We start from the raw sequence: 18,355 nt of genomic DNA, 5'->3' as shown, positions 1-18,355 counted from the left end.
ATGAACCACCCCCCTATGCCCCGCAGCAGGCGTGACGCCTTCAGGCTCGCTGGACTGTCCGCCGCCGGGCTCGCGCTGGCCGCGTGCGGCGTCCAGGGACAGAAGGCGGCGCCCCCGAAGGCCGACGCGGTCAAGGACTTCTGGTCCAAGCAGACCAAGCACGGGTCGGTCGTCTTCGCCAACTGGCCCGAGTACATGCCGGAGGACAAGGGGCCGCTGGAGAAGTTCAAGCAGGCCACCGGCATCTCGTACGAGTACAAAGAGGTCATCCAGGAGAACGCCGACTTCTTCGGCAAAGCCGACCCCGTGCTGCGGGCCGGGCAGCCGCTGGGCTACGACATCGTCGTCATGACCAACGGCATCCAGCTCCAGCACATGATCGAGCTGGGGTACGTGACGCCGCTCGACCACTCCAAGCTGCCGAACTTCGCGGCCAACGCGGGCCAGAAGTACAAGGTGCGGGCCTACGACCCGGACAACAAGTACACGGTTCCGTACATGTCGGGTGTGACGGGGATCGCGTACAACACCAAGTACGTCGACGAAGAGATCACCAGCATCGCGTCGCTGTTCGATCCCAAGTACAAGGGCCGGGTCGGGATGATGGCCGACGCCCAGGAGGTCGGGAACTTCGCGATGTTCGCGCTCGGCATCGACCCGGAGAAGTCGACCGAGGCCGACTGGAAGAAGGCCGGGGAGAAGCTCAAGGCCCAGCGCGACGCCGGAATTGTCCGGAAATATTATGATCAAAACTATATCGACGCCGTGTCCAAGGGCGACGTCTGGCTGACCATGGCCTGGTCCGGCGACATCTTCCAGCGCCAGCTCGCCGGCGAGCCCGTCGCGTTCGTGGTGCCCGACGAGGGCGGCACGATCTGGACCGACAACATGCTGATCCCCAAGGGCGCGGCCAATCCGGTGGACGCCCTCATGCTGATGGACTTCCTCTACCAGCCGGCCGTCGCCGCCGAGCTGGACGAGTACGTCCAGTACGTCAGCCCGGTCCCGGCCGTGCAGGACCTGTTGAGGGAGAAGGCGAAGACGGCCACGGGCGACGACAGGAAGTCACTCGAGGACATGGTCGACAGCCCGCTCATGTTCCCCTCCGACGCCGACTACGCCAGGCTGCGCAGCTACACCCAGCTGACCACCCAGCAGGAGCAGGTGTTCAACCCGATCTTCCAGTCCGTCACCCAGGCCTAGCGCATGCGGCGGCTCACCCCCTACCTGCTGGCGCTGCCGGGCTGGCTGTGGCTGGCGATCTTCCTGGTTGTGCCCATGGCCGCGATGGCGTCGGTCTCCCTGCAGACCGGCAACGCCTACGACGGCTACGCGATGACGTTCAGCTTCTCCAACTACGCTGACGCGATCGGCAGGTACAGCACCCAGATGGTGCGCTCGATCCTCTACGGCGGGCTCGCCACGGCGGCCATGCTGGTGATCGGCTATCCGGTGGCGTACTGGATCGCGTTCAAGGGCGGCACGCGCAAGTCCGTCTACCTGTTCCTGCTGCTGCTGCCGTTCTTCGTCTCGTTCGTGCTGCGCACGATCGCCTGGAACTTCCTGCTGTCGGACAACGGCATCCTGTTCGGCACGCTGAAGGGCTGGGGGCTGCTGCCCGCCGACTTCCACGTGCTGGCCACGACGCTCGCCGTCGTGGGCGGCCTGACCTACAACTTCCTGCCGTTCATGATCCTGCCGATCTACGTGTCGCTGGAGCGCGTCGATCCGCGGATCGTCGAGGCCGCCCAGGACCTGTACGCCACGCGGGCGGCTGCCTTCCGCCGCGTGGTGCTGCCCCTGTCGCTGCCCGGCGTGTTCGCCGGGGTGCTGATGACGTTCGTGCCGGCCACGGCCGACCCGCTCAACGCGCAGATCCTCGGCGGCACCGGCAACACGATGATCGGCAACATCATCCAGACCGAGTATCTGACCAACCTGGACTACCCGACCGCCTCGGCCCTGTCGTTCACGCTGATGGCGGTGCTGCTCGTCGGCATCTTCGCCTACGCCAGGGCGCTCGGCACCGAGAACGTGCTCGAGGCGGCGGCCCGATGAGGGGGACGCGGCTCGGCGACCGGCTCCTCCACATCTATACCTGGATCATCATCGTCTGGCTGTCGTCGCCGATCGCCGTGATGATCCTCTTCGGCTTCAACGACAAGCAGAGCAAGTCGAACACCTCCTGGCAGGGCTTCACGCTCCGCTGGTACGCCGAGCTGTTCGACATCCCCGACCTGACCGTGGCGCTGCGCAACTCGCTGGTCGTCGCCGCGGCCAGCACCGTCATCACGGTCGTGATCGGCACCATGCTGGGGCTGGCGCTCGGGCGGCACCGCTTCCGCGGCCAGGGGCTGACGAACTTCCTGGTCTTCGCCGCCCTGTCCACCCCCGAGCTGGTCATGGGCGCGTCGCTGCTGTCGCTGTTCGTCTCGGGGAACGTGCCGCGCGACGCCACCACGATCATCATCTCCCACGTGCTGTTCTCGCTCTCCTTCGTGGTCGTGACGGTGCGGGCGCGGATCGTCACGCTCGACCCGTCGCTGGAGGAGGCCGCCAGGGACCTGGGGGCGACGGCGTGGGGCACGTTCCGGCAGGTCACGCTGCCGTCGATCATGCCGGGCGTGCTGGCCGGCGCGATGCTGTCGTTCGCGCTGTCCATCGACGACTACGTGGTGACCAGCTTCGTCAACGGCTCGACCGTCACCTTCCCCCTGTGGATCGTCGGCGCGGTCAAGACCGGCATCCCGCCGCAGGTCAACGTCATGGGTACGCTGATCTTCGGCGTCGGGGTGCTGATCGCGGTCGGGAACGCGGTGGCGGCGCGCCGCCGCCGATGACAATGTCCATTTCGCAGTCCATGACGTGTCCATGAACTTCGTAGGGAAGTGGGATGTGTGGATCCGCTGAAGGCGCTGGCTGACGCGGAGCGCAAGCCGTACTGGCTGGACAGCCCGGCCAGGCCCGAGCCGCGACCGCGGCTCGCGGAGGACACGAGCGCCGACCTGGTCGTCGTCGGCGGGGGCTTCTCGGGGCTGTGGACCGCCCTGATGGCCAAGGAACGCGACCCCTCGCTGGACGTCGTCCTGCTCGAAGGGCGGCGCATCGGCTGGGCGGCCACCGGCCGCAACGGCGGGTTCTGCCTGGCGACCCTCACCCACGGCCTGGCCAACGGCGTGGAGCGGTGGCCCGACGAGATCGACCGCCTGGAGCGGATGGGCGTGGCCAACCTCGACGAGATCGAGCGCACGCTGGAGCGCCACGGCATCGACTGCTCCTTCGAGCGCACCGGCGAGCTGCACGTGGCCACCGAGCCGTGGCAGCTCGACGCCCTGCACGAGCACCTCGACCTGATCTCCGCCCACGGGCTCGACTACCTGCCGCTCGACCGGGATCAGCTGCGTGCCCAGGTGAACTCGCCCACCTACCTCGGCGGGCTCTGGGACCGCGACGGCTGCGCCATGCTCGACCCCGCGCGGCTGGCGTGGGGGCTGCGTGAGGCGTGCCTGCGGCTCGGGGTGCGGGTGCACGAGCGCAGCCCGGTCCGCTCGCTGAGCGACGACGGCACGGCGATCACGCTGCGCACGCCGCACGGATCCGTCGCCGCGCGGCAGGTGGCGCTCGGCACCGGGGTCTTCTCGCCCCTGCTGCGCCGGCTCAGGCACTTCGTGGTCCCCGTGTACGACTACGCGCTGATGACCGAGCCGCTGACCGCCGAGCAGCTGGCCGAGGTGGGCTGGCACAACCGGCAGGGCGTCGGCGACTCCGGCAACCAGTTCCACTACTACCGGCTGACCGACGACAACCGCGTCCTGTGGGGCGGCTACGACGCCGTCTACTACAACGGCGGCCTGGTCAGGCCCGAGTACGAGCAGCGCGACGAGACGTTCGTCAAGCTCGCCGAGCACTTCTACGCCACGTTCCCGCAGCTGGACGGCGTGCGGTTCACCCACAGGTGGGGCGGCGTGATCGACACCTGCAGCCGGTTCAGCGCGTTCTACGGGCAGGCGCACGGCGGGCGGCTGGTCTACGCCGCCGGCTACACCGGGATGGGCGTGGGGGCCACCCGGTTCGGCGCGAACGTCATGCTCGACCTGCTGTCGGGCGAGCCCACCGAGCGGACCGAGCTGCGGATGGTCAAGGAGAAGCCGCTCCCGTTCCCGCCGGAGCCGGTGCGCTCCGGCGTGATCCAGCTCACCCGGTGGTCGATCGCCCAGGCGGACCAGCGCCAGGGGCGGCGCAACCTGTGGCTGCGGGCGCTCGACCGGATGGGGCTCGGCTTCGACTCCTGATTCGCTGCTTGAAAGGAACGGACGGGTCAGGAGCGGGCGCCGGTCAGGAATGGGCGCCGGTCAGGAATGGGCGCCGGTCAGGAGTGGGCGCCGGTCAGCACCTCCTCCGGGATGACCTTCGGCACGCCGCGCAGCCCCGCCAGCGCCAGCACCGCCACCACGGCCAGCAGCCCGGCCGTGACCAGCGAGGTCACGTGCAGCGCCTCGATGAACGCGGCCCGCGCCGCGCTCATGAGCTGCGCGCCCTGCTCGGCGGGGAGCGCGGCGGCCACGCCCACGGCCCCGGCCAGCGACTCCCGCGCCGGATCGGCGGACGCGAGCGCGGCGGGCAGCTCCAGGCGGGCCCGGTAGGCGGAGTTCAGCACCGTGCCGAGGATCGCGATGCCGAGCGCCCCGCCCAGCTCGAACGCCGTCTCCGACACCGCGGCGGCCGCCCCCGCCCGCTGCCGCGGAGCCGTGGCCAGCACGTTGTCGTTGTTGACGGTGAAGGTGAAACCCACCCCCATGCCGCCGACGATCATGACAGGCAGCAGCACCAGGTAGTTCAGCGACGGCCCGAGCGTGGCGTAGTAGAGGAAGGAGCCCGCGTTCATGGCCAGTCCGAGGGCGACCACGCCGTTCCTGCCGAGGTGGCGGATCAGCCGGGCGGCCAGCATGCCGCCCGCCGCGCCGCTCAGCCCGCCGGGCAGCTGCGCGAGCCCCGCCTGGAGCGGCGACCAGCCCAGCACGAGCTGGAGGTACCAGGCGAACATCAGCATCATGGCCGACATGGCGAAGATCGCCAGCAGGTTGGTGAGGATGGAGGCGCTGAACGCCCTGCGCGCGAAGAGCCGCACGTCGATCAGCGGCTCGGCCAGCCGCGCCTGCCGCCACACGAAGAGCCCGACCAGCAGCACCCCCGCCACGCCCGCCGCCAGGACGTCGGCGTGCTCCACGCCCTTGTGCGCGGCCTCCTTGATCGCGTAGACGACGGTCACCACGCCGGCGAACGACAGCACCACGCTGGCCAGGTCGAGCCGGCCCGCGTTCGGGTTGCGCGACTCGGGCAGCACCACGATGCCGGCGGCCAGCACCAGCACCATGATCGGCACGTTGATCAGGAACACCGAGCCCCACCAGAAGTGGTCGAGCAGCACCCCGCCGAGCACCGGGCCGACGGCGAAGCCCGCCGCGCTCATCCCGCTCCAGATGCCGATGGCGGCGGTCCGCTCGCCCGGCTCGGTGAAAACGTTCCTGATGATCGACAGCGTGGACGGCATGATCGTGGCTCCGGCCACGCCGAGCAGCGCCCTGGCGGCGATCAGCAGCTCGGGGTCGGGCGCGTACGCGGTCACCGCCGAGGCGGCGCCGAACGCCGCCGCGCCGATCAGCAGCAGGCGCTTGCGGCCGATGCGGTCGCCCAGGTTGCCCATGGTGACGAGCAGGCCGGCCAGCGCGAAGCCGTAGATGTCGCCGATCCAGAGCAGTTGCGTGGAGGACGCGCCGAGGTCGGTCACCAGCCTGGGCAGGGCCAGGTGCAGGACCGTGAGGTCGAGCGAGAGCAGCAGGGTGGCCAGGCACGCGACGGCCAGGCAGGACCATTTGTTCATGCCGCCCACCCTGGTGAGGGCCGCTGACGGCCGACCTACCGCTCGCTGACCGCCACGCCGAGCTCGGTCAGCGCGGCGTCGATGCGGACGCGGGTCTGCTCGGTGCTGTACCAGTCCGTGGGGCACTCGTCCCGGGCCCGCTCCAGCAGGGCCCGCGCCTCGGCCCGCCTCCCGAGGGCGAGCGCCACCTCGCCCATCCCGAGGTGCGCCCAGGCCAGGGTCTCCATGGAGCCGTTCATGCGCGACTGCTCGGCCGCGAGCGCGTAGTCGTCCCGCGCCGCTTCCGGCTCGCCCAGGCATTGCAGGGCGTCGGCGCGGCGGCACAGCGACTCGGCGATCTCCGTCGCCGCGCCCAGCTCGCGTGCGATCGTCAGCGACTCGTCGGCCAGCGCGTACGCTCGCGGGTAGTCGCGCTGCTCCTGGTAGAGGGCGCCGAGCCCGGACAGCACCAGCACGGCCCCCCAATGCTCGCCGAGGTCCTTGAACGTGGCCAGGCTCCGGTGGAAGTTCTCCACCGCCTCGTCCTCGCGGCCGAGCGACTGGAGCACGAACGCCGCGCCGCTGTAGGTCAGCGCCTCCTGCCAGGGCGGGAGCTCGGCGACCCGTCCCTGGATCTCCTCGTACGCCGCCTCGAAGTCGGGGGGCGGCCCGGTGTACATGGACAGCAGCATCATCAGGAACGCCACCCGCGTCGGCAGGAAGTCCCACTTCAGCAGCCCCCGCGCCTGCCCCAGCAGGTCACGCAGCTCCTCGTCGATCGAGCCGCCCCAGCCCGAGATGATCACGCAGGTGACGTACTCCTCCTCCATGCCGGCCGGATGCCGGGAGCCGATCGCGGCCACCAGCGCGGCGGCCAGGCTCGCGCTGGTCGCGCGGTGTCCCCGCATCCACCAGTAGCAGGCGCTGTACGCCACCAGCCGCAGCGCCGTCTCCAGCCCGCCCGACTCGATCGCCCAGCGCGCCGCCGCGTTGACGTCGTCGCTCTCCCCGTCGAGCAGGGCCAGCCACTCCAGCTGCTCGCCGGTGCGCAGCAGCGGGTCGACCCTCATGACGAGGTCCTGGTAGTACGCGGCGTGCGCGTCGCGGACCGCCTCGACCTCGCCGGACTCCGCCAGCCGCTCCACGCAGAACGCCCTGATCGTCTCCAGCATGCGGAACCGGCCGTCCGCCAGCTCCACCAGCGACTTCTCCGCCAGCGAGAACAGCACCTCCTCCGGCAGCCCGCACACCCGCTCGGCCGCCTCCGGCCGCGCGCCGCCCGCGAAGACGGACAGCCGCCTGGCCAGCCGCCGCTCGTCCTCGTCCAGCAGGTCCCAGCTCCAGGCGACGACCGCGTGCAGCGTCTGGTGGCGGGGCAGCGCCGTACGGCTGCCGCGGGCCAGCAACCTGAACCGGTCGTCGAGCCGCGCCGCCACGTCGGGCACCGACAGGGTGCGCAGCCGCGCCGCGGCCAGCTCGATGGCCAGCGGCAGCCCGTCGAGCGCCCGGCAGATGCCCGCGACCTGCGCGGCGTTGCCCGCGTCCACGGCGAACCCCGGCCGGACGGCGGCGGCGCGGTCGGCGAATAGCCGGACCGCCGGATAGTCCAGCGGGTCGGCCGCGTCCGGCGGCGGCAGTCGCAGCGGCGCCACGGGCAGGATCGACTCGCCGGTGATGCCCAGCGCCTCCCGCCCGGTCACCAGCACGCGCAGGCCGGGGCAGGCGGCCAGCAGCGTGTCCGCCAGCTCGGCGGTGGCCGCGACGAGGTGCTCGCAGTTGTCCAGGACCAGCAGCAGCGTCCGCTCGGCCAGCGCGGTCACCAGCCGCGTGACCGGGGCGACGGCGGGCCGCTCGGGGCCGTGCACCAGGGGGTCGCGGATGTCGAGCGCGGCCAGCACGGCCAGCGGCACGCCGCCGACGTCGGAGACCGGCGCGAGCGGCACGAAGCACACGTCGCCGGCGGCCCGCTCCGCCGCCTCGGCCGCCAGCCGCGTCTTGCCCGCGCCGCCGGGACCGATCAGCGTCACCAGCCGGCTCGCCCGCAGCCTGGCGGCCACCTGCTCGATCTCCTCGTCCCGGCCGACGAAACTCGTCAACTGCGCCCGCAACCCTCGCCGCTGCCCCGCCCCCTGGCCCGTCCCCTGACTCGTCACCTGGCCCGCCGTGTGGCTCGCTGTATCGCCTGGTCCGTGGCCCGCTGCCTGGCCCGCCGTGTAGCCCGGCTCGTGGCCCGGCACGTGATCTGCCGTTCGACCCGGCCCGTGGTCCGGCTCATGCCCCGACATGTGGCCTGCCGTTTGGCCCGGCGCTTGGCCCGGGACACGACCGGCTGCCTGACGCGGCGCGTGGCCCGGATCTTGGCTCGGCACGTGGCTCGCTGCCTGGCGCGGCGCGTGTCCGGGCTCCTGGTTCGGCGCCCGGCTCGGCTCCTCGACCGCCGCTGGGACCGCCCGTGGGACCGTCGCCCCTGGGACCGCCCCCTGGACCGGTGCTCGGCTCGGTGCCTGGACCGGCGCGGGGTCCGGGCCTTGGATCGGCCCATGTCCCGAGTCCTGCATCGGACCATGGCCGGGCTCCTGGGCCGTGCCCTTGACCTCTCCTTGGACCGGCGCCTGGATCGGCCCCTGGGCCAGGACGGTGGTGGGGGTGCCGAGTGCCGGGTCCGCGCGCAGGACGGCGAGATGCGCGGCGGCCAGCTCGGCGCCCGGCGCGATGCCCAGCTCCTCGTCGAGAAGCTTCCTGGCCTCCTCGTACACGGCGAGCGCCTCCGCCTGGCGCCCGCTGCCGTAGAGCGCCCGCATGAGCTGGGCTCGCAGCCGCTCGCGCAGCGGGTACGAGGCCGTGAGCCGGCGCAGCTCGGCGACCAGGTCGCGGTGCCCGCCGAGGTCGAGGTCGGCCTGCACGCGATCCTCCGTGGCGGCCACCCGCAGCTCCTCCAGCGCCGCCGCGGCGGCCCCGGCGTGCGGGGCGTCGGCGAGCGGCGCGCCCTGCCACAGGCCGAGCGCCTCGCGCAGCAGCGCGGAGGCCCGTCCCGGGTCACCGCCGGCCAGGGCCTGCCTGCCCTCCTGCGCCAGCAGCTCGAACCGGAGGGCGTCCACGTCCTGCGGGCCGGCCACTAGCCGGTAACCCGCCGGGTGGAACTCCACCAGGTCCCGGCCGAGCGCCCGGCGCAGCCGGGACACCTGCGACTGCAGCGCGTTGGCCACACCCTCGGGAGGCCGCGTCCCGTACATGCCGTCCACGAGACTGTCGGCGCCGACGACCCGGCCGGCGTGCAGCGCGAGCAGGGTCAGCAGCGCCCGCACCCGGGGGCCGCCGAGCGCGACCGGCTCGCCGTCCTCGCCCAGCGCGGCGGTCGGCCCGAGGATCTGGAAGCGCATGCCTCGATTATCGTGTCCGCGGCAGCAGGGCGGCGATGTCCGCATATGTCAGTGTCGGCGGCGCGGGCCTTCCCTGTACGGCGAGCACCGTCGCCAGCGCCTCGCGCAGCGCCGCCCGGTACGGCAGCGAGCCGGTGCTCACCCGGGCCACCCCGGCCTCGGCGAGCTGGGCCGGCGTGGGACCGCCCGGCTGATGGAGCACGTTGAGCGGCAGCGGCGTGGCGGCGGCCACCGCGGCGATCTCCGCCAGGTCGGTGAGCCCCGGCACGAAGATCCCGTCGGCGTGCCCGTAGGCGGCCACCCGGTCCCGGACGTCGTCGCCGGTCCGCAGCCAGTACGTATCCGTACGGGCGTTGACGAACACCCCGTGCTCCTTGGCCGCCTCGATGATCCGCTGGTGCAGCCCGATCGGGCGCAGCGTGCCGTCGGGCCGGCCGTCCTCCAGGTTGACGCCGACGGCTCCCAGCGCGGCCAGGCTCGCCACCAGGTCGGACACCTCGGCGGGGTCGTCGCTGAACCCGCCCTCGATGTCCACGGTGATCATGACGTCCAGATCCTTGACGGCCTCGACCAGCTCGATGGTCTCGGCCTTGGTGGCGCCCGCCCCGTCGGGCTTGCCGAACGCGGCGGCCACGCCGAGGCTGGTCGTGCCGATCGCCGGGAAGCCGTGCGCGGCGAAGAGGGCGGCCGAGCCGTAGTCCCAGGCGTTGGGCAGCAGCAGCGGGTCGCCGGGGCGGTGCAGGTCGTGGAAGTTCATGGGCGCCATCCGTCGCTTTGTCCGTGTCCGCGGTCGGGGTCGAGGTCGGGGTCGAGGAGGGCGTCGAGCACGCCGGCGGCGAGGGCGAGCGCGTGGGCGGGCGCGGGGCAGGGGCGCAGGCCGTGGCCGAAGGTCAGGTGCGGTGAGTCGCCGCCGGCAGGGTCGCGGTTGGCCGCCACCAGGTCGATCGTCACCTCGTCACCGGTCCGCGTGTCCAACCTGCGGGTGAGCGTGAGCGGCGGGTCGTCCTTCAGCGTCTCGCGCAGCCGAGCCTCGACGTCGTCTCCCGGGGCGGCGTGCCTGAGCGCGTTCTCGATGAGCGCCTCCGTGGCGGCGTGTCCCTGCAGCAGCAGCGTGATCTCGGGCAGGCCGGCCTGGTCGAGCAGCCGGGCGACGGCGGCGTCGGCCTCGGGGCTCTCATCGCCGGACAGGTAGCCGGCCGCCGCCGCGGCCACCGCGCTCGTGTCCGCGACGCCCAGCGCGGCGCCGAGCACGGCCGTGGGCACGCCCCGCCAGTCTCCGCCCCGCTCCAGCGTCATGGCGCGGGCCGCCGGTCTCAGCTCGGCGGGGTCGACAGTGGCCAGCCGCCCCGTCACCCGGGCGCGCCGCTCGGCGTGCGCCGGGCCGGTGCTGAACCGCGACACCCTGGCGCGCAGCCAGGCCAGCGTCCCCGGCTCGGCGTCCTGGCGTACGGGAGGCGGCACGTACCTCGGGTCGGAGAGCACCGCCTCGGCCTGGGCTCGTCGTGTGATGCGCATGGCCCCACGCTAGGACCGCGATGTTTCGCCGCCGGCCGAACAATGCCCGCATCGACCCGCAGCCGACAGGTCTCGCCCAGCCCGGACCACGCCCGCACCAGTCCACCCCCGGTCGGACGATGCCCGCATCCGCCCGCCCCAGGTCGGAGGGTGCCCGTTCAGCCCACCTCCGGTCGGAGGATGCCCGCGTCAGCCAACCCCAGGTCGGACGATGCCGGCATCAGCCTGCGGCCGTGTCGGGAAGGCCCCCTCCAGGTTCCGCGGCCGGTCGGGCGCGCCGGTGTCAGGCGGCGAGCCGTTCCGGCCGCTCCGGGTGGCCGGGGCGTTCCGGGTGGCCGGGCCGGCCCGCACGCGCGGGCTCGGCGCCGCCGCCCGCCGGGGAGGTCGAGGTCCGTACGGCGGGTCGCCGCTCGACGGCGGCCAGCGCCATGAAGATCAGCAGCACCATCTCGGCCAGCACCACGCCCCGCTCCAGCAGCCCGTAGTAGGCCGCGCCGCCGATCAGCGGCGAGGTGATGGTGGCGGGGTGCGCCGCCAGGTAGACGGCCAGCGTGACCGCGGAGGTCACGTTCATGGCGCGCACCGCGTTCCACCGGGGCGCCGTCCGGCCGACCGTGGCGCGGCCCCTGGCCAGGGTCCAGCCGGCCACCGGCAGCGAGGTGAACACGACGGCCGCCGCCCACCGGTGGATCTCGCCGGAGAGCGAGGCGATCGCGGACGGGTCGGTGGGGAAGATCGCGCTCATCATCAGGCCGCCCGCCCCGGCCAGCAGCAGCACCCTGGTGGCCGCCGTGCGGACGGGGTCGCCGGCGGCCAGCCCGTAGGCCAGGCTCAGGCACGCCCCCGCGAGTGCCAGCATCCCGACCAGGACGGGCACGAGCCCGCCGGAGACCAGCGCGTAGTCGCTGAGCAAGGTCTGCGCGGGCAGGGCGACCTGTGCGTACGCCAGCGCGCACGCGGAGATCGTCGTGCCCGCCACGGCGCCCCAGGCGCTCTGCCGTGGGGTCATCGGGCCACCTCGTCGTAGATCTGCTCGAACCGGGCGAGTGACGACCGGTCGTCGTGGGTGAGTGCGAGCTCCCTGCTGGCCTTGCCGAGCCGGGCCCGCAGGTCGTCGTCGGTCAGGACGGCCGACAGGTGCCTGGCCAGCGCCACCACGTCGCCGGGCTGGAACAGGTAGCCGTTGCCGTCCACCAGGTGGGGCAGCGCCATCGCGTCGGCGGCCACCACGGGCAGCCCGGAGGCCATGGCCTCCAGCGTGGCGATGCTCTGCAGCTCGGCGATGCCGGGCATGGCGAACACGTCGGCGGCGGCGAACGCCTGCGGCATGGTCTCGTCGGGCACGAAGCCGAGGAAGAACACCCGCTCGCTCACGCCGATGCGCCTGGCCAGCCTCTCCAGCTCGGCCCGCTGGTTGCCCCGGCCGACGAACGCCACCTGCGCGTCGGTCTCGTTGACGACGAGCGGCAGCGCGCGGACGAGCTGGTCGAGGCACTTCTCCTCGTCCAGGCGGCCGACGAACAGCGCGGTGGGCCGGTCGGGCAGGTCGAAGAGCTTGCGCGCCCACGCCTTGGGCTCGGTGTGCGGGTGGAACCTGGTCAGGTCGATCCCGCAGGAGACCGGCTCCACCTCGCGGGCGAAGCCCTGGTCGGCCAGCAGCTTGGCGGCCAGTGGCGTCGGGGTGGTGATGTGGTCGGCCCTGCCGAAGATGCGGCGGAAGTCGCGCCAGGCCAGCCGGCCTGCCCCGGCCCGCAGCCGCTCGGGGATGTGGCCGAACTGGAAGAGGTTGTCCGGCATGAAGTGGTTGGTGGCCACGATCGGCACGTCCGCGCGGCGGGCGGCGGCGATGGCGGCCCTGCCGACCACGAAGTGGCCCTGGGCGTGCAGCACGTCCGGCCCGATGCCGGCGATCAGCCGGTCCAGCCTGGTCGGTACGGTGACCCGCATCGTGGGGTGGACCAGCAGCGGCGCGGAGCGCAGCCGGTGCACGATCACGCCGTCCACCACGTCGGCGGCAGGCGGCCCCGACTCCGACTGGCACACGACGTGCACCTCGTTGCCGCGCGCGGCCAGGCCGGTGGCCAGGCGGTGGGTGAAGTAGGCGGCGCCGTTGACGTCGGGCGGGTAGGTGTCGGTCGAGATCAGGACCCGGCGAGGCCGTTGGGGGGCGGGGACGGCGACGTCGGGGAGCGAGCGGAGGGGCATGGCCATTGAGGTGACTCCGAATTCAGGCAGAGGTGGGGGAGTTGTGGTGGGCTTCCAGCGGACTGGTCCTGGCCAGCGCGATGGTGCCGGCCGCGGTGAGGGCCGCCGCCAGGACCGGGGCGATCCCGGTCGGCAGCGGCTCGCCGAGCAGCAGCGCGCCGAAGGCCACCGCTGTCAGCGGGTCGGCGATCTGGAGCGAGGCGAACGAGACGCCGAAGTGGCCGACGGCGTAGGCGCGCTGGAGCATCATCAGCGCCAGCAGTGCGGGGACCGGCAGCGCCAGCAGGTACCACCAGTTCCAGGCGCCGTCCACCAGCACGCGCATGAGCGTGGCGGTGGCGCCGTACAGCACGCCCGAGCTGGTGGCCAGCAGCGCCGCACGGCCGGCCGGCGAGACGGCCCTGGAGCCGGCCCAGAGCAGGACCGCCGCGAGGCCGGCCACGCCGAGCAGCGTGAGGACGCCGTTGGGGCTGAGGTGGGTGGGTCCCTCGGACTCGGGCACCAGCAGCACGAGCCCGATCAGCCCGGCCGCCACCACGCCCGCCGCCGCCAGTTCCTTGCGCGCGGGCCTGCGGCCGTGCAGCGCGGCGGCGATGGGCAGGGCGAACAGCAGGCTGGCCACCCCCATGGGCTGGACGATGGTCAGCGGGCCGAGACCGAGCGCGACGATGTGCAGGCCGCCACCCGCCAGAATGGAGGCCCCGCCGAGCAGCCAGCGCGGCCTGCGCAGCAGGGCGAGCAGCCCCGGCTTGGCCGAACCGACCGCCTCGAACTGCTGGAGGGCGGCTCCGAGCGCGAAGAACAGCGAACCGACCAGGGCGATCGCCGCGGCCAGCACAGTCATGCGCACTCCTTTCAGACGGATGGTTGCCGGACAGGGTCAAACGGACGTGTCCGCGGGGAGACGTGCCGGGGAAGGCTTGATGGCGCGTCGCTTCCTGACCCATCGCACGATCTCGACGACCGCGGTGATGGACAGCGCGATGCCCAGGCCGAGAAGCAGCCCCTTGATCGGGTCGTTCTCGAACGCCATCCCGCCGAAGAAGCCGATCAGCCCGGAGTACACCGCCCACGAGCTCGCCGCGATCGCGTCGAAGAAGGTGAACGAGCGCAGCGGATGGCGTACCGCGCCCATGGTGAGCGTGGTCGCGGTCCGGCCGCCCGGGATGTACCTGGCGACGACCAGGACGAGACCGCCCCGCTCGGCCAGCGCGCCGCGCGCCCAGACGAGCGCCTTCTTCCCGCGCAGCCTGCCCGCCGACTTGTTGCCGATCAGGTAGGACACGTGGTCACCCGTGAACGCGCCCAGCGCCGCGACCACCATGACCAGGGCCAGGTTCGTCTCGCCCGTCGCGGCGAAGACCCCGGCGGTGATCACCGACGTCTCGGCCGGCACGATCGGGAAGAACCCGTCGAGCAGCGCGAGGACGAACAGCGCCAGGTACAGCCACGGCGATGACATCGCCTGCTGCACCAGATCGAGAATGGCGTGGGACATGGGTGTGTACTCCGATCGTCAGGGCACCCACACAGCGTGTCTGCGCGGGACGTCGGGGAACATCGGGGATGCCCCCGGTCGAACGCGGACCCATCCCTTAAGAAGGTCAGGGCCGGTACCTCATGACGGTAGAAAGTCCGCAGGTCACGCCACATCGGACGATCGGCACGCACCGCCCCCTACTTTCGTCAGGGGCCCGGTTCCGACCTCCCGGGTGACACCTCGATCAAACCGGTTTCCGCAGGCCGGCACAGGAGTGGAGGTATGCGCTTTCGTGGTGGGGCTAGCACCACCACGGCAGGGGACGAGGCCCTACCCTGACTTTCGTCAGGGTCGCCCGCCGCCTTCCGGGGGGAGCCCCCACCCTTGGGCGGTGGATACCGTCGGTGCGTGAGACGTCTTCGCCGGGAGAGCCGCCGCCAGGTGCTCTACGACCTGCTGCTCTGGTTCGCGCTCGGCGTGTTCGCCGCGGCCATGGGCCCCGACCCCTTCAAGGATCCCGCCGCGTTCGCCACGGTGACCCTGCCGAGGATCGGGCTCGCCTCCGTGGCGGTGCTGATCGGCCGGCGCTGGCCGCTCGCCGCGCTGGTGGTGCTGCTGCCGCTGGGACCGTGGCAGTTCGGCGAGGGGTTCGCGACCGTGGACCTGAGCTGGCTGGTGCCGAGGCGCGACGTGAAGATCCTCCCGCTGCTGGCCACCTCGCCGTTCATCATGTGGTACGCCTACCTCACCGGGCGGCGGCTGGTCGCGATCGCGCCGGCGCTGGCGGCCTTCTGCGCGATCTCCGCCGTCGGCGTGGGCGTGGTGTGGTCCAGGGGCGGCGATCTCGCCCTGTGGGTGTCCATGCTGACCGCCCTCGCCGGCACGTACCTCCTGCCGTACCTGCTGGGGCTGCTCAGGCGGCGGCTGTTGCAGCAGCGCACGCAGACCAGGCTGTCGGCCGAGGCGCAGGCGAGGCTGCGCGAGCGGGCCAGGATCGCCCGCGACATGCACGACTCGCTCGGCCACGACCTGGCACTGATCGCCGTCAGGGCCGCCGGGCTGGAGCTGGCCCAGGGCCTGGACGAGGCGCACGTCAAGGCGGCGGGCGAGCTGCGGCTGGCGGCGGCCGACGCCACCGAGCGGCTGCGCCAGATCATCGGGCTGCTGCGCGAGGACTCCGACGCGGCGCCACTGGCGCCCGTGGACGAGGACGTGGCCGAGCTGGTGCGGCGGGCCAGGAGCTCGGGCATGCCGATCACCCTGGACCTGGCGCCGGGGCCGGTGCCCGGCCTGGCGCACGCGGTGGTGCAGGAGGGGCTCACGAACGCGGCCAAGCACGCGCCGGGCGCGGATGTCGTGGTCCGGGTCGCGCCGGACGCCGTCGCGGTGCGCAACGGCCGCTCGCGGTCCCGGCCGACGGCGCTGCCGGGCGGGCTGGGCCTGGCGGGCCTGCGCGAGCGCGTACGGCTGGCGGGCGGCACGCTGACCGCGGGACCCACCGGCGACGGCTTCGAGCTGGCCGTGACCCTCCCCCGTACGGGGGAGGAGGATCCCCACAACTCGGGAGGGAACCGGCGGCCGGGCGCGCGACGCTCGGAGCATGACTGACCGGAAAGCCGGCATAGGCCGCGTCACCGCCGGGATCATCGCCGTCGCCGCGATGGTGCCGTACCTCACGCTGAAGACGCTCTGGCTCACAGGGCACCCGATCGGGATCACCGACGCCCGGTTCATGAACGACTCGACGATGGCCGGGCTCAACGCGATGACCCTCGGCATGGAGGCCGTCGGGCTGGTGCTCGCGCTCGCGTTCACCACGCGGTGGGGGCTGCGGCTGCCCGCCTGGGTCGTGCTGCTGCCGCTGTGGGTGGGCACCGGCCTGCTGTCGAAGGTGGTGGTCGTGGTGCCGCTCCAGGTGGCGGCCGGCGGGCTCGCGGTGTTCGACACCGGCGGGCCGATCAAGCCGTGGATCTTCATGATGGTCTACGGCGGGTTCATCGTGCAGGGCGTCGCGCTCATGACGGCCTTCGCGCTCTACTCGCGCGACCGGTGGCCGGGCGTCTTCACCACCCCGGTCCGCCACCCCTTCCCCAGCGCCACGCGGCCGTTCCAGACGGTCGTGGCGTGGGGCGCGCTGCTGGTGGCCGGGCCGATCGGCGTGCTGCGGCTCGCCGGGGGTCTCGACACCGCGTTCGAGGGCGTGCTCACCCTCGCCGGGGCCGCCGGGCTCGTGCTGATCGTCACCCGCCGGGGGCGGGGCCCGTTCTGGGCGCCGCTGGTGATGGCCTGGCTGGGGGCCGGCGCCCTGTTCGCCAACGGGCTCTACGTGCTGCTCATCGCCTCCGTGCAGGCGCCGCTGGGCACGCCGGCGATCGGCCTGGCCGAGCTGTTCGGCACGCTGACCGGGCTCGTCATGGGGATGTGCGGGGCGTTCCTGCTGACGGAGCGGTCAGGCGTGGGCGACGTGCAGGCGGCGCAGCACGCGCTTGAAGGCGAGGATGGAGAACACGATCGCCACCCCGCTTATCACGGCCACCGCTGAGGTCCGCAGCAGCATGAACGCGCCGAGCGTGCCCGCCAGCGACTCGTAGACGGCGAGGACGATGCTGAGCGTCGAGTTCATCAGCAGCACGAACGCCCACAGCAGGGTGATCCTGGCGAAGAACCTGCGGACCCGCTCGTGCTTGAGCACCGCCGACGGCAGGTGGATGTAGTCGAGCGTGAGCTTCTGCACGAGCGGCCGGTTGAGCCGGACCGAGGCGAGGAACGCGATGCTGATGCAGATCGTGCCCATCTCCGGCTGGATGAAGAACCACATCCACGTCCCGGTCCAGAACGCCACGAGGGCGCGGACCGTGATCGCGAACGCCGCCAGGAACATGGTGGCGGGCACCCTGACCCTCCTGATCAGCCGCCACGCCACCCCGAGGTAGACCCATGCGACGGTCGCGGCCAGCGCCCACTTGAACCCGAGGACCGTCATGGCCAGGTAGAACACCGCGAGCGGCGCCACGACACCCTCGAGCAGCCGGGGGGTCGCCTGCCGGGCGAGCGCGGTGAGGCGTGGAAGGGTGACCGGTGGGTGGCTCAAGGCTGCTCCGCAGATAGGCCGACGATCAGCGACTACCCGGGCTCCGAAGGACCAAGCTTCCAGCAGGGCCGGGCTTTCCAGAAGGACCGAGTGGCCTACCGTACCTGAGGTGTGGAGGTGCGACTGCCTCTTTTGACTCGTTCCATCTGGCGAGAAGAAAACAGCATGACCCTTGAGAGCGGCTTTCAGCCGAGTGACGCCGTGGCGAGCTTCGCGCCGAACCCCAGGAAGACGGCGCCGACGCCCGAGGTCAGCGCGGCGCTGAGCTTGCGGTGGCGGCGGAACTGGGTGGACAGGAAGGTGCCGCCGAAGATCAGCGCCGTCAGGTAGAGGAAGCTGAACACCTGGATGACCGCCCCGAGGATGAGGAACGACAGCGCGGGGGTGGCGTAGCCGGGGTCCACGAACTGGATGAAGAACGAGACGAAGAACAGGATGGCCTTCGGGTTCAGCAGGCTGATGGTCAGGGCCTTGCGGAAGGGGCGCTGCTGCCGCTCCACGACGGGGGCCCGCTCCTCGGCCTTCCTCGACCTCCAGGCACCTCTGATCATCTGGAAGCCGATCCACGCCAGGTAGGCGGCGCCCGCGTACTTGACGATCGTGAAGAGCAGCGGGTTGGAGCGGAGCAGGGACGCGGCGCCGGCGGCGGCCAGGAACATCAGCACGGTGTCGCCGACGAAGACGCCCGCCGCGGCCCGGTAGCCCTGGCGGACGCCGTGCCTGGCGGCGAAGCTCAGCACGTAGAGGGAGTTGGGGCCGGGGAGGAGGATGATCAGGAAGGCGCCGACGACGTACGTCCAGAAATGCGTGATACCGAAGAACAT

The 18,355-nt window shown here is 72.3% G+C and carries 16 protein-coding genes; 6 read left to right on the top strand and 10 right to left on the bottom strand.

Annotated elements, in window-relative coordinates:
- The 4 genes from FH608_RS00185 to FH608_RS00170 are packed head-to-tail and all read left to right on the top strand — an operon-like array spanning position 1 to position 4,292.
- Positions 1-1,203, top strand: a complete 1,203-nt coding sequence (locus tag FH608_RS00185; protein WP_139627681.1) for a polyamine ABC transporter substrate-binding protein — start codon at positions 1-3, stop codon at positions 1,201-1,203.
- A 3-nt stretch (positions 1,204-1,206) separates the two neighbouring features.
- Positions 1,207-2,058, top strand: a complete 852-nt coding sequence (locus FH608_RS00180; RefSeq protein WP_139627680.1) for an ABC transporter permease — start codon at positions 1,207-1,209, stop codon at positions 2,056-2,058.
- Positions 2,055-2,840: an ABC transporter permease gene (locus FH608_RS00175; RefSeq protein WP_139627679.1), complete on the top strand. Its 786-nt coding sequence runs from the start codon at positions 2,055-2,057 to the stop codon at positions 2,838-2,840. Before FH608_RS00180 ends, FH608_RS00175 begins: the two co-directional genes overlap by 4 nt.
- Before the next feature lie 57 nt (positions 2,841-2,897).
- Positions 2,898-4,292, top strand: coding sequence for an NAD(P)/FAD-dependent oxidoreductase (locus FH608_RS00170; RefSeq protein WP_139627678.1), 1,395 nt, complete (start codon positions 2,898-2,900; stop codon positions 4,290-4,292).
- A 77-nt stretch (positions 4,293-4,369) separates the two neighbouring features.
- Here FH608_RS00170 and FH608_RS00165 read toward each other — a convergent pair whose 3' ends face one another.
- The 8 genes from FH608_RS00165 to FH608_RS00130 form a co-directional block, all read right to left on the bottom strand.
- A complete protein-coding gene (locus FH608_RS00165) occupies positions 4,370-5,881 on the bottom strand; it encodes an MFS transporter (protein WP_139627677.1) in 1,512 nt (503 codons plus the stop codon).
- A gap of 35 nt (positions 5,882-5,916) precedes the next feature.
- Positions 5,917-9,240, bottom strand: a complete 3,324-nt coding sequence (locus tag FH608_RS00160) for an AfsR/SARP family transcriptional regulator (protein ID WP_264372862.1) — start codon at positions 9,238-9,240, stop codon at positions 5,917-5,919.
- A 7-nt stretch (positions 9,241-9,247) separates the two neighbouring features.
- A complete protein-coding gene (locus FH608_RS51175; protein ID WP_193318163.1) occupies positions 9,248-9,997 on the bottom strand; it encodes an isocitrate lyase/PEP mutase family protein in 750 nt (249 codons plus the stop codon).
- Complete coding sequence (locus FH608_RS51170; RefSeq protein WP_193318162.1) at positions 9,994-10,755, bottom strand: cytochrome P450 family protein; 762 nt, start codon at positions 10,753-10,755, stop codon at positions 9,994-9,996. The genes FH608_RS51175 and FH608_RS51170 overlap by 4 nt, the downstream gene beginning before the upstream one ends.
- A gap of 283 nt (positions 10,756-11,038) precedes the next feature.
- Complete coding sequence (locus tag FH608_RS00145) at positions 11,039-11,764, bottom strand: DUF998 domain-containing protein (protein ID WP_139627676.1); 726 nt, start codon at positions 11,762-11,764, stop codon at positions 11,039-11,041.
- Entirely contained in the window at positions 11,761-12,966 is a 1,206-nt protein-coding gene (locus FH608_RS00140; RefSeq protein WP_139627675.1) for a glycosyltransferase, read from the bottom strand. Before FH608_RS00140 ends, FH608_RS00145 begins: the two co-directional genes overlap by 4 nt.
- Before the next feature lie 16 nt (positions 12,967-12,982).
- Entirely contained in the window at positions 12,983-13,804 is an 822-nt protein-coding gene (locus FH608_RS00135) for a DMT family transporter (RefSeq protein ID WP_226898817.1), read from the bottom strand.
- Positions 13,805-13,840: 36 nt separating this feature from the next.
- Positions 13,841-14,458: a DedA family protein gene (locus tag FH608_RS00130; protein WP_139627674.1), complete on the bottom strand. Its 618-nt coding sequence runs from the start codon at positions 14,456-14,458 to the stop codon at positions 13,841-13,843.
- A gap of 390 nt (positions 14,459-14,848) precedes the next feature.
- Here FH608_RS00130 and FH608_RS00125 point away from each other — a divergent pair, with 390 nt between their 5' ends.
- Both FH608_RS00125 and FH608_RS00120 read left to right on the top strand, forming a co-directional pair.
- A complete protein-coding gene (locus FH608_RS00125) occupies positions 14,849-16,048 on the top strand; it encodes a sensor histidine kinase (RefSeq protein ID WP_226898816.1) in 1,200 nt (399 codons plus the stop codon).
- Positions 16,041-16,982 (top strand): hypothetical protein, encoded by a 942-nt coding sequence (locus FH608_RS00120; protein ID WP_139627673.1) that lies wholly within the window; start codon positions 16,041-16,043, stop codon positions 16,980-16,982. Before FH608_RS00125 ends, FH608_RS00120 begins: the two co-directional genes overlap by 8 nt.
- Here FH608_RS00120 and FH608_RS00115 read toward each other — a convergent pair.
- Both FH608_RS00115 and leuE read right to left on the bottom strand, forming a co-directional pair.
- Positions 16,890-17,531 carry a VC0807 family protein gene (locus tag FH608_RS00115; protein WP_139627672.1) on the bottom strand — a complete coding sequence of 214 codons (642 nt, stop codon included), beginning with the start codon at positions 17,529-17,531 and terminating at the stop codon, positions 16,890-16,892. The two genes, FH608_RS00120 and FH608_RS00115, sit on opposite strands and share 93 nt — an antisense overlap.
- Before the next feature lie 185 nt (positions 17,532-17,716).
- Positions 17,717-18,355, bottom strand: coding sequence for a leucine efflux protein LeuE (leuE, locus tag FH608_RS00110; protein WP_139627671.1), 639 nt, complete (start codon positions 18,353-18,355; stop codon positions 17,717-17,719).

This window comes from Nonomuraea phyllanthi, assembly GCF_006334985.2.
In the GTDB taxonomy this organism is placed as follows: domain Bacteria; phylum Actinomycetota; class Actinomycetes; order Streptosporangiales; family Streptosporangiaceae; genus Nonomuraea; species Nonomuraea phyllanthi.
Note: the sequence above shows the minus strand (reverse complement) of the source record. Positions and strands in the feature narration are given on the sequence as shown.

What these genes read in the sequence shown, in the direction of transcription:
- FH608_RS00185 (WP_139627681.1), top strand. Translation starts at nt 1, where the DNA reads ATGAACCACCCCCCTATGCCCCGCAGCAGGCGTGACGCCTTCAGGCTC.
- FH608_RS00180 (WP_139627680.1), top strand. Translation starts at nt 1,207, where the DNA reads ATGCGGCGGCTCACCCCCTACCTGCTGGCGCTGCCGGGCTGGCTGTGG.
- FH608_RS00175 (WP_139627679.1), top strand. Translation starts at nt 2,055, where the DNA reads ATGAGGGGGACGCGGCTCGGCGACCGGCTCCTCCACATCTATACCTGG.
- FH608_RS00165 (WP_139627677.1), bottom strand. Translation starts at nt 5,881, where the DNA reads ATGAACAAATGGTCCTGCCTGGCCGTCGCGTGCCTGGCCACCCTGCTG.
- FH608_RS00160 (WP_264372862.1), bottom strand. Translation starts at nt 9,240, where the DNA reads ATGCGCTTCCAGATCCTCGGGCCGACCGCCGCGCTGGGCGAGGACGGC.
- FH608_RS51175 (WP_193318163.1), bottom strand. Translation starts at nt 9,997, where the DNA reads ATGAACTTCCACGACCTGCACCGCCCCGGCGACCCGCTGCTGCTGCCC.
- FH608_RS51170 (WP_193318162.1), bottom strand. Translation starts at nt 10,755, where the DNA reads ATGCGCATCACACGACGAGCCCAGGCCGAGGCGGTGCTCTCCGACCCG.
- FH608_RS00145 (WP_139627676.1), bottom strand. Translation starts at nt 11,764, where the DNA reads ATGACCCCACGGCAGAGCGCCTGGGGCGCCGTGGCGGGCACGACGATC.
- FH608_RS00140 (WP_139627675.1), bottom strand. Translation starts at nt 12,966, where the DNA reads ATGGCCATGCCCCTCCGCTCGCTCCCCGACGTCGCCGTCCCCGCCCCC.
- FH608_RS00135 (WP_226898817.1), bottom strand. Translation starts at nt 13,804, where the DNA reads ATGACTGTGCTGGCCGCGGCGATCGCCCTGGTCGGTTCGCTGTTCTTC.
- FH608_RS00130 (WP_139627674.1), bottom strand. Translation starts at nt 14,458, where the DNA reads ATGTCCCACGCCATTCTCGATCTGGTGCAGCAGGCGATGTCATCGCCG.
- FH608_RS00120 (WP_139627673.1), top strand. Translation starts at nt 16,041, where the DNA reads ATGACTGACCGGAAAGCCGGCATAGGCCGCGTCACCGCCGGGATCATC.
- leuE (WP_139627671.1), bottom strand. Translation starts at nt 18,355, where the DNA reads ATGTTCTTCGGTATCACGCATTTCTGGACGTACGTCGTCGGCGCCTTC.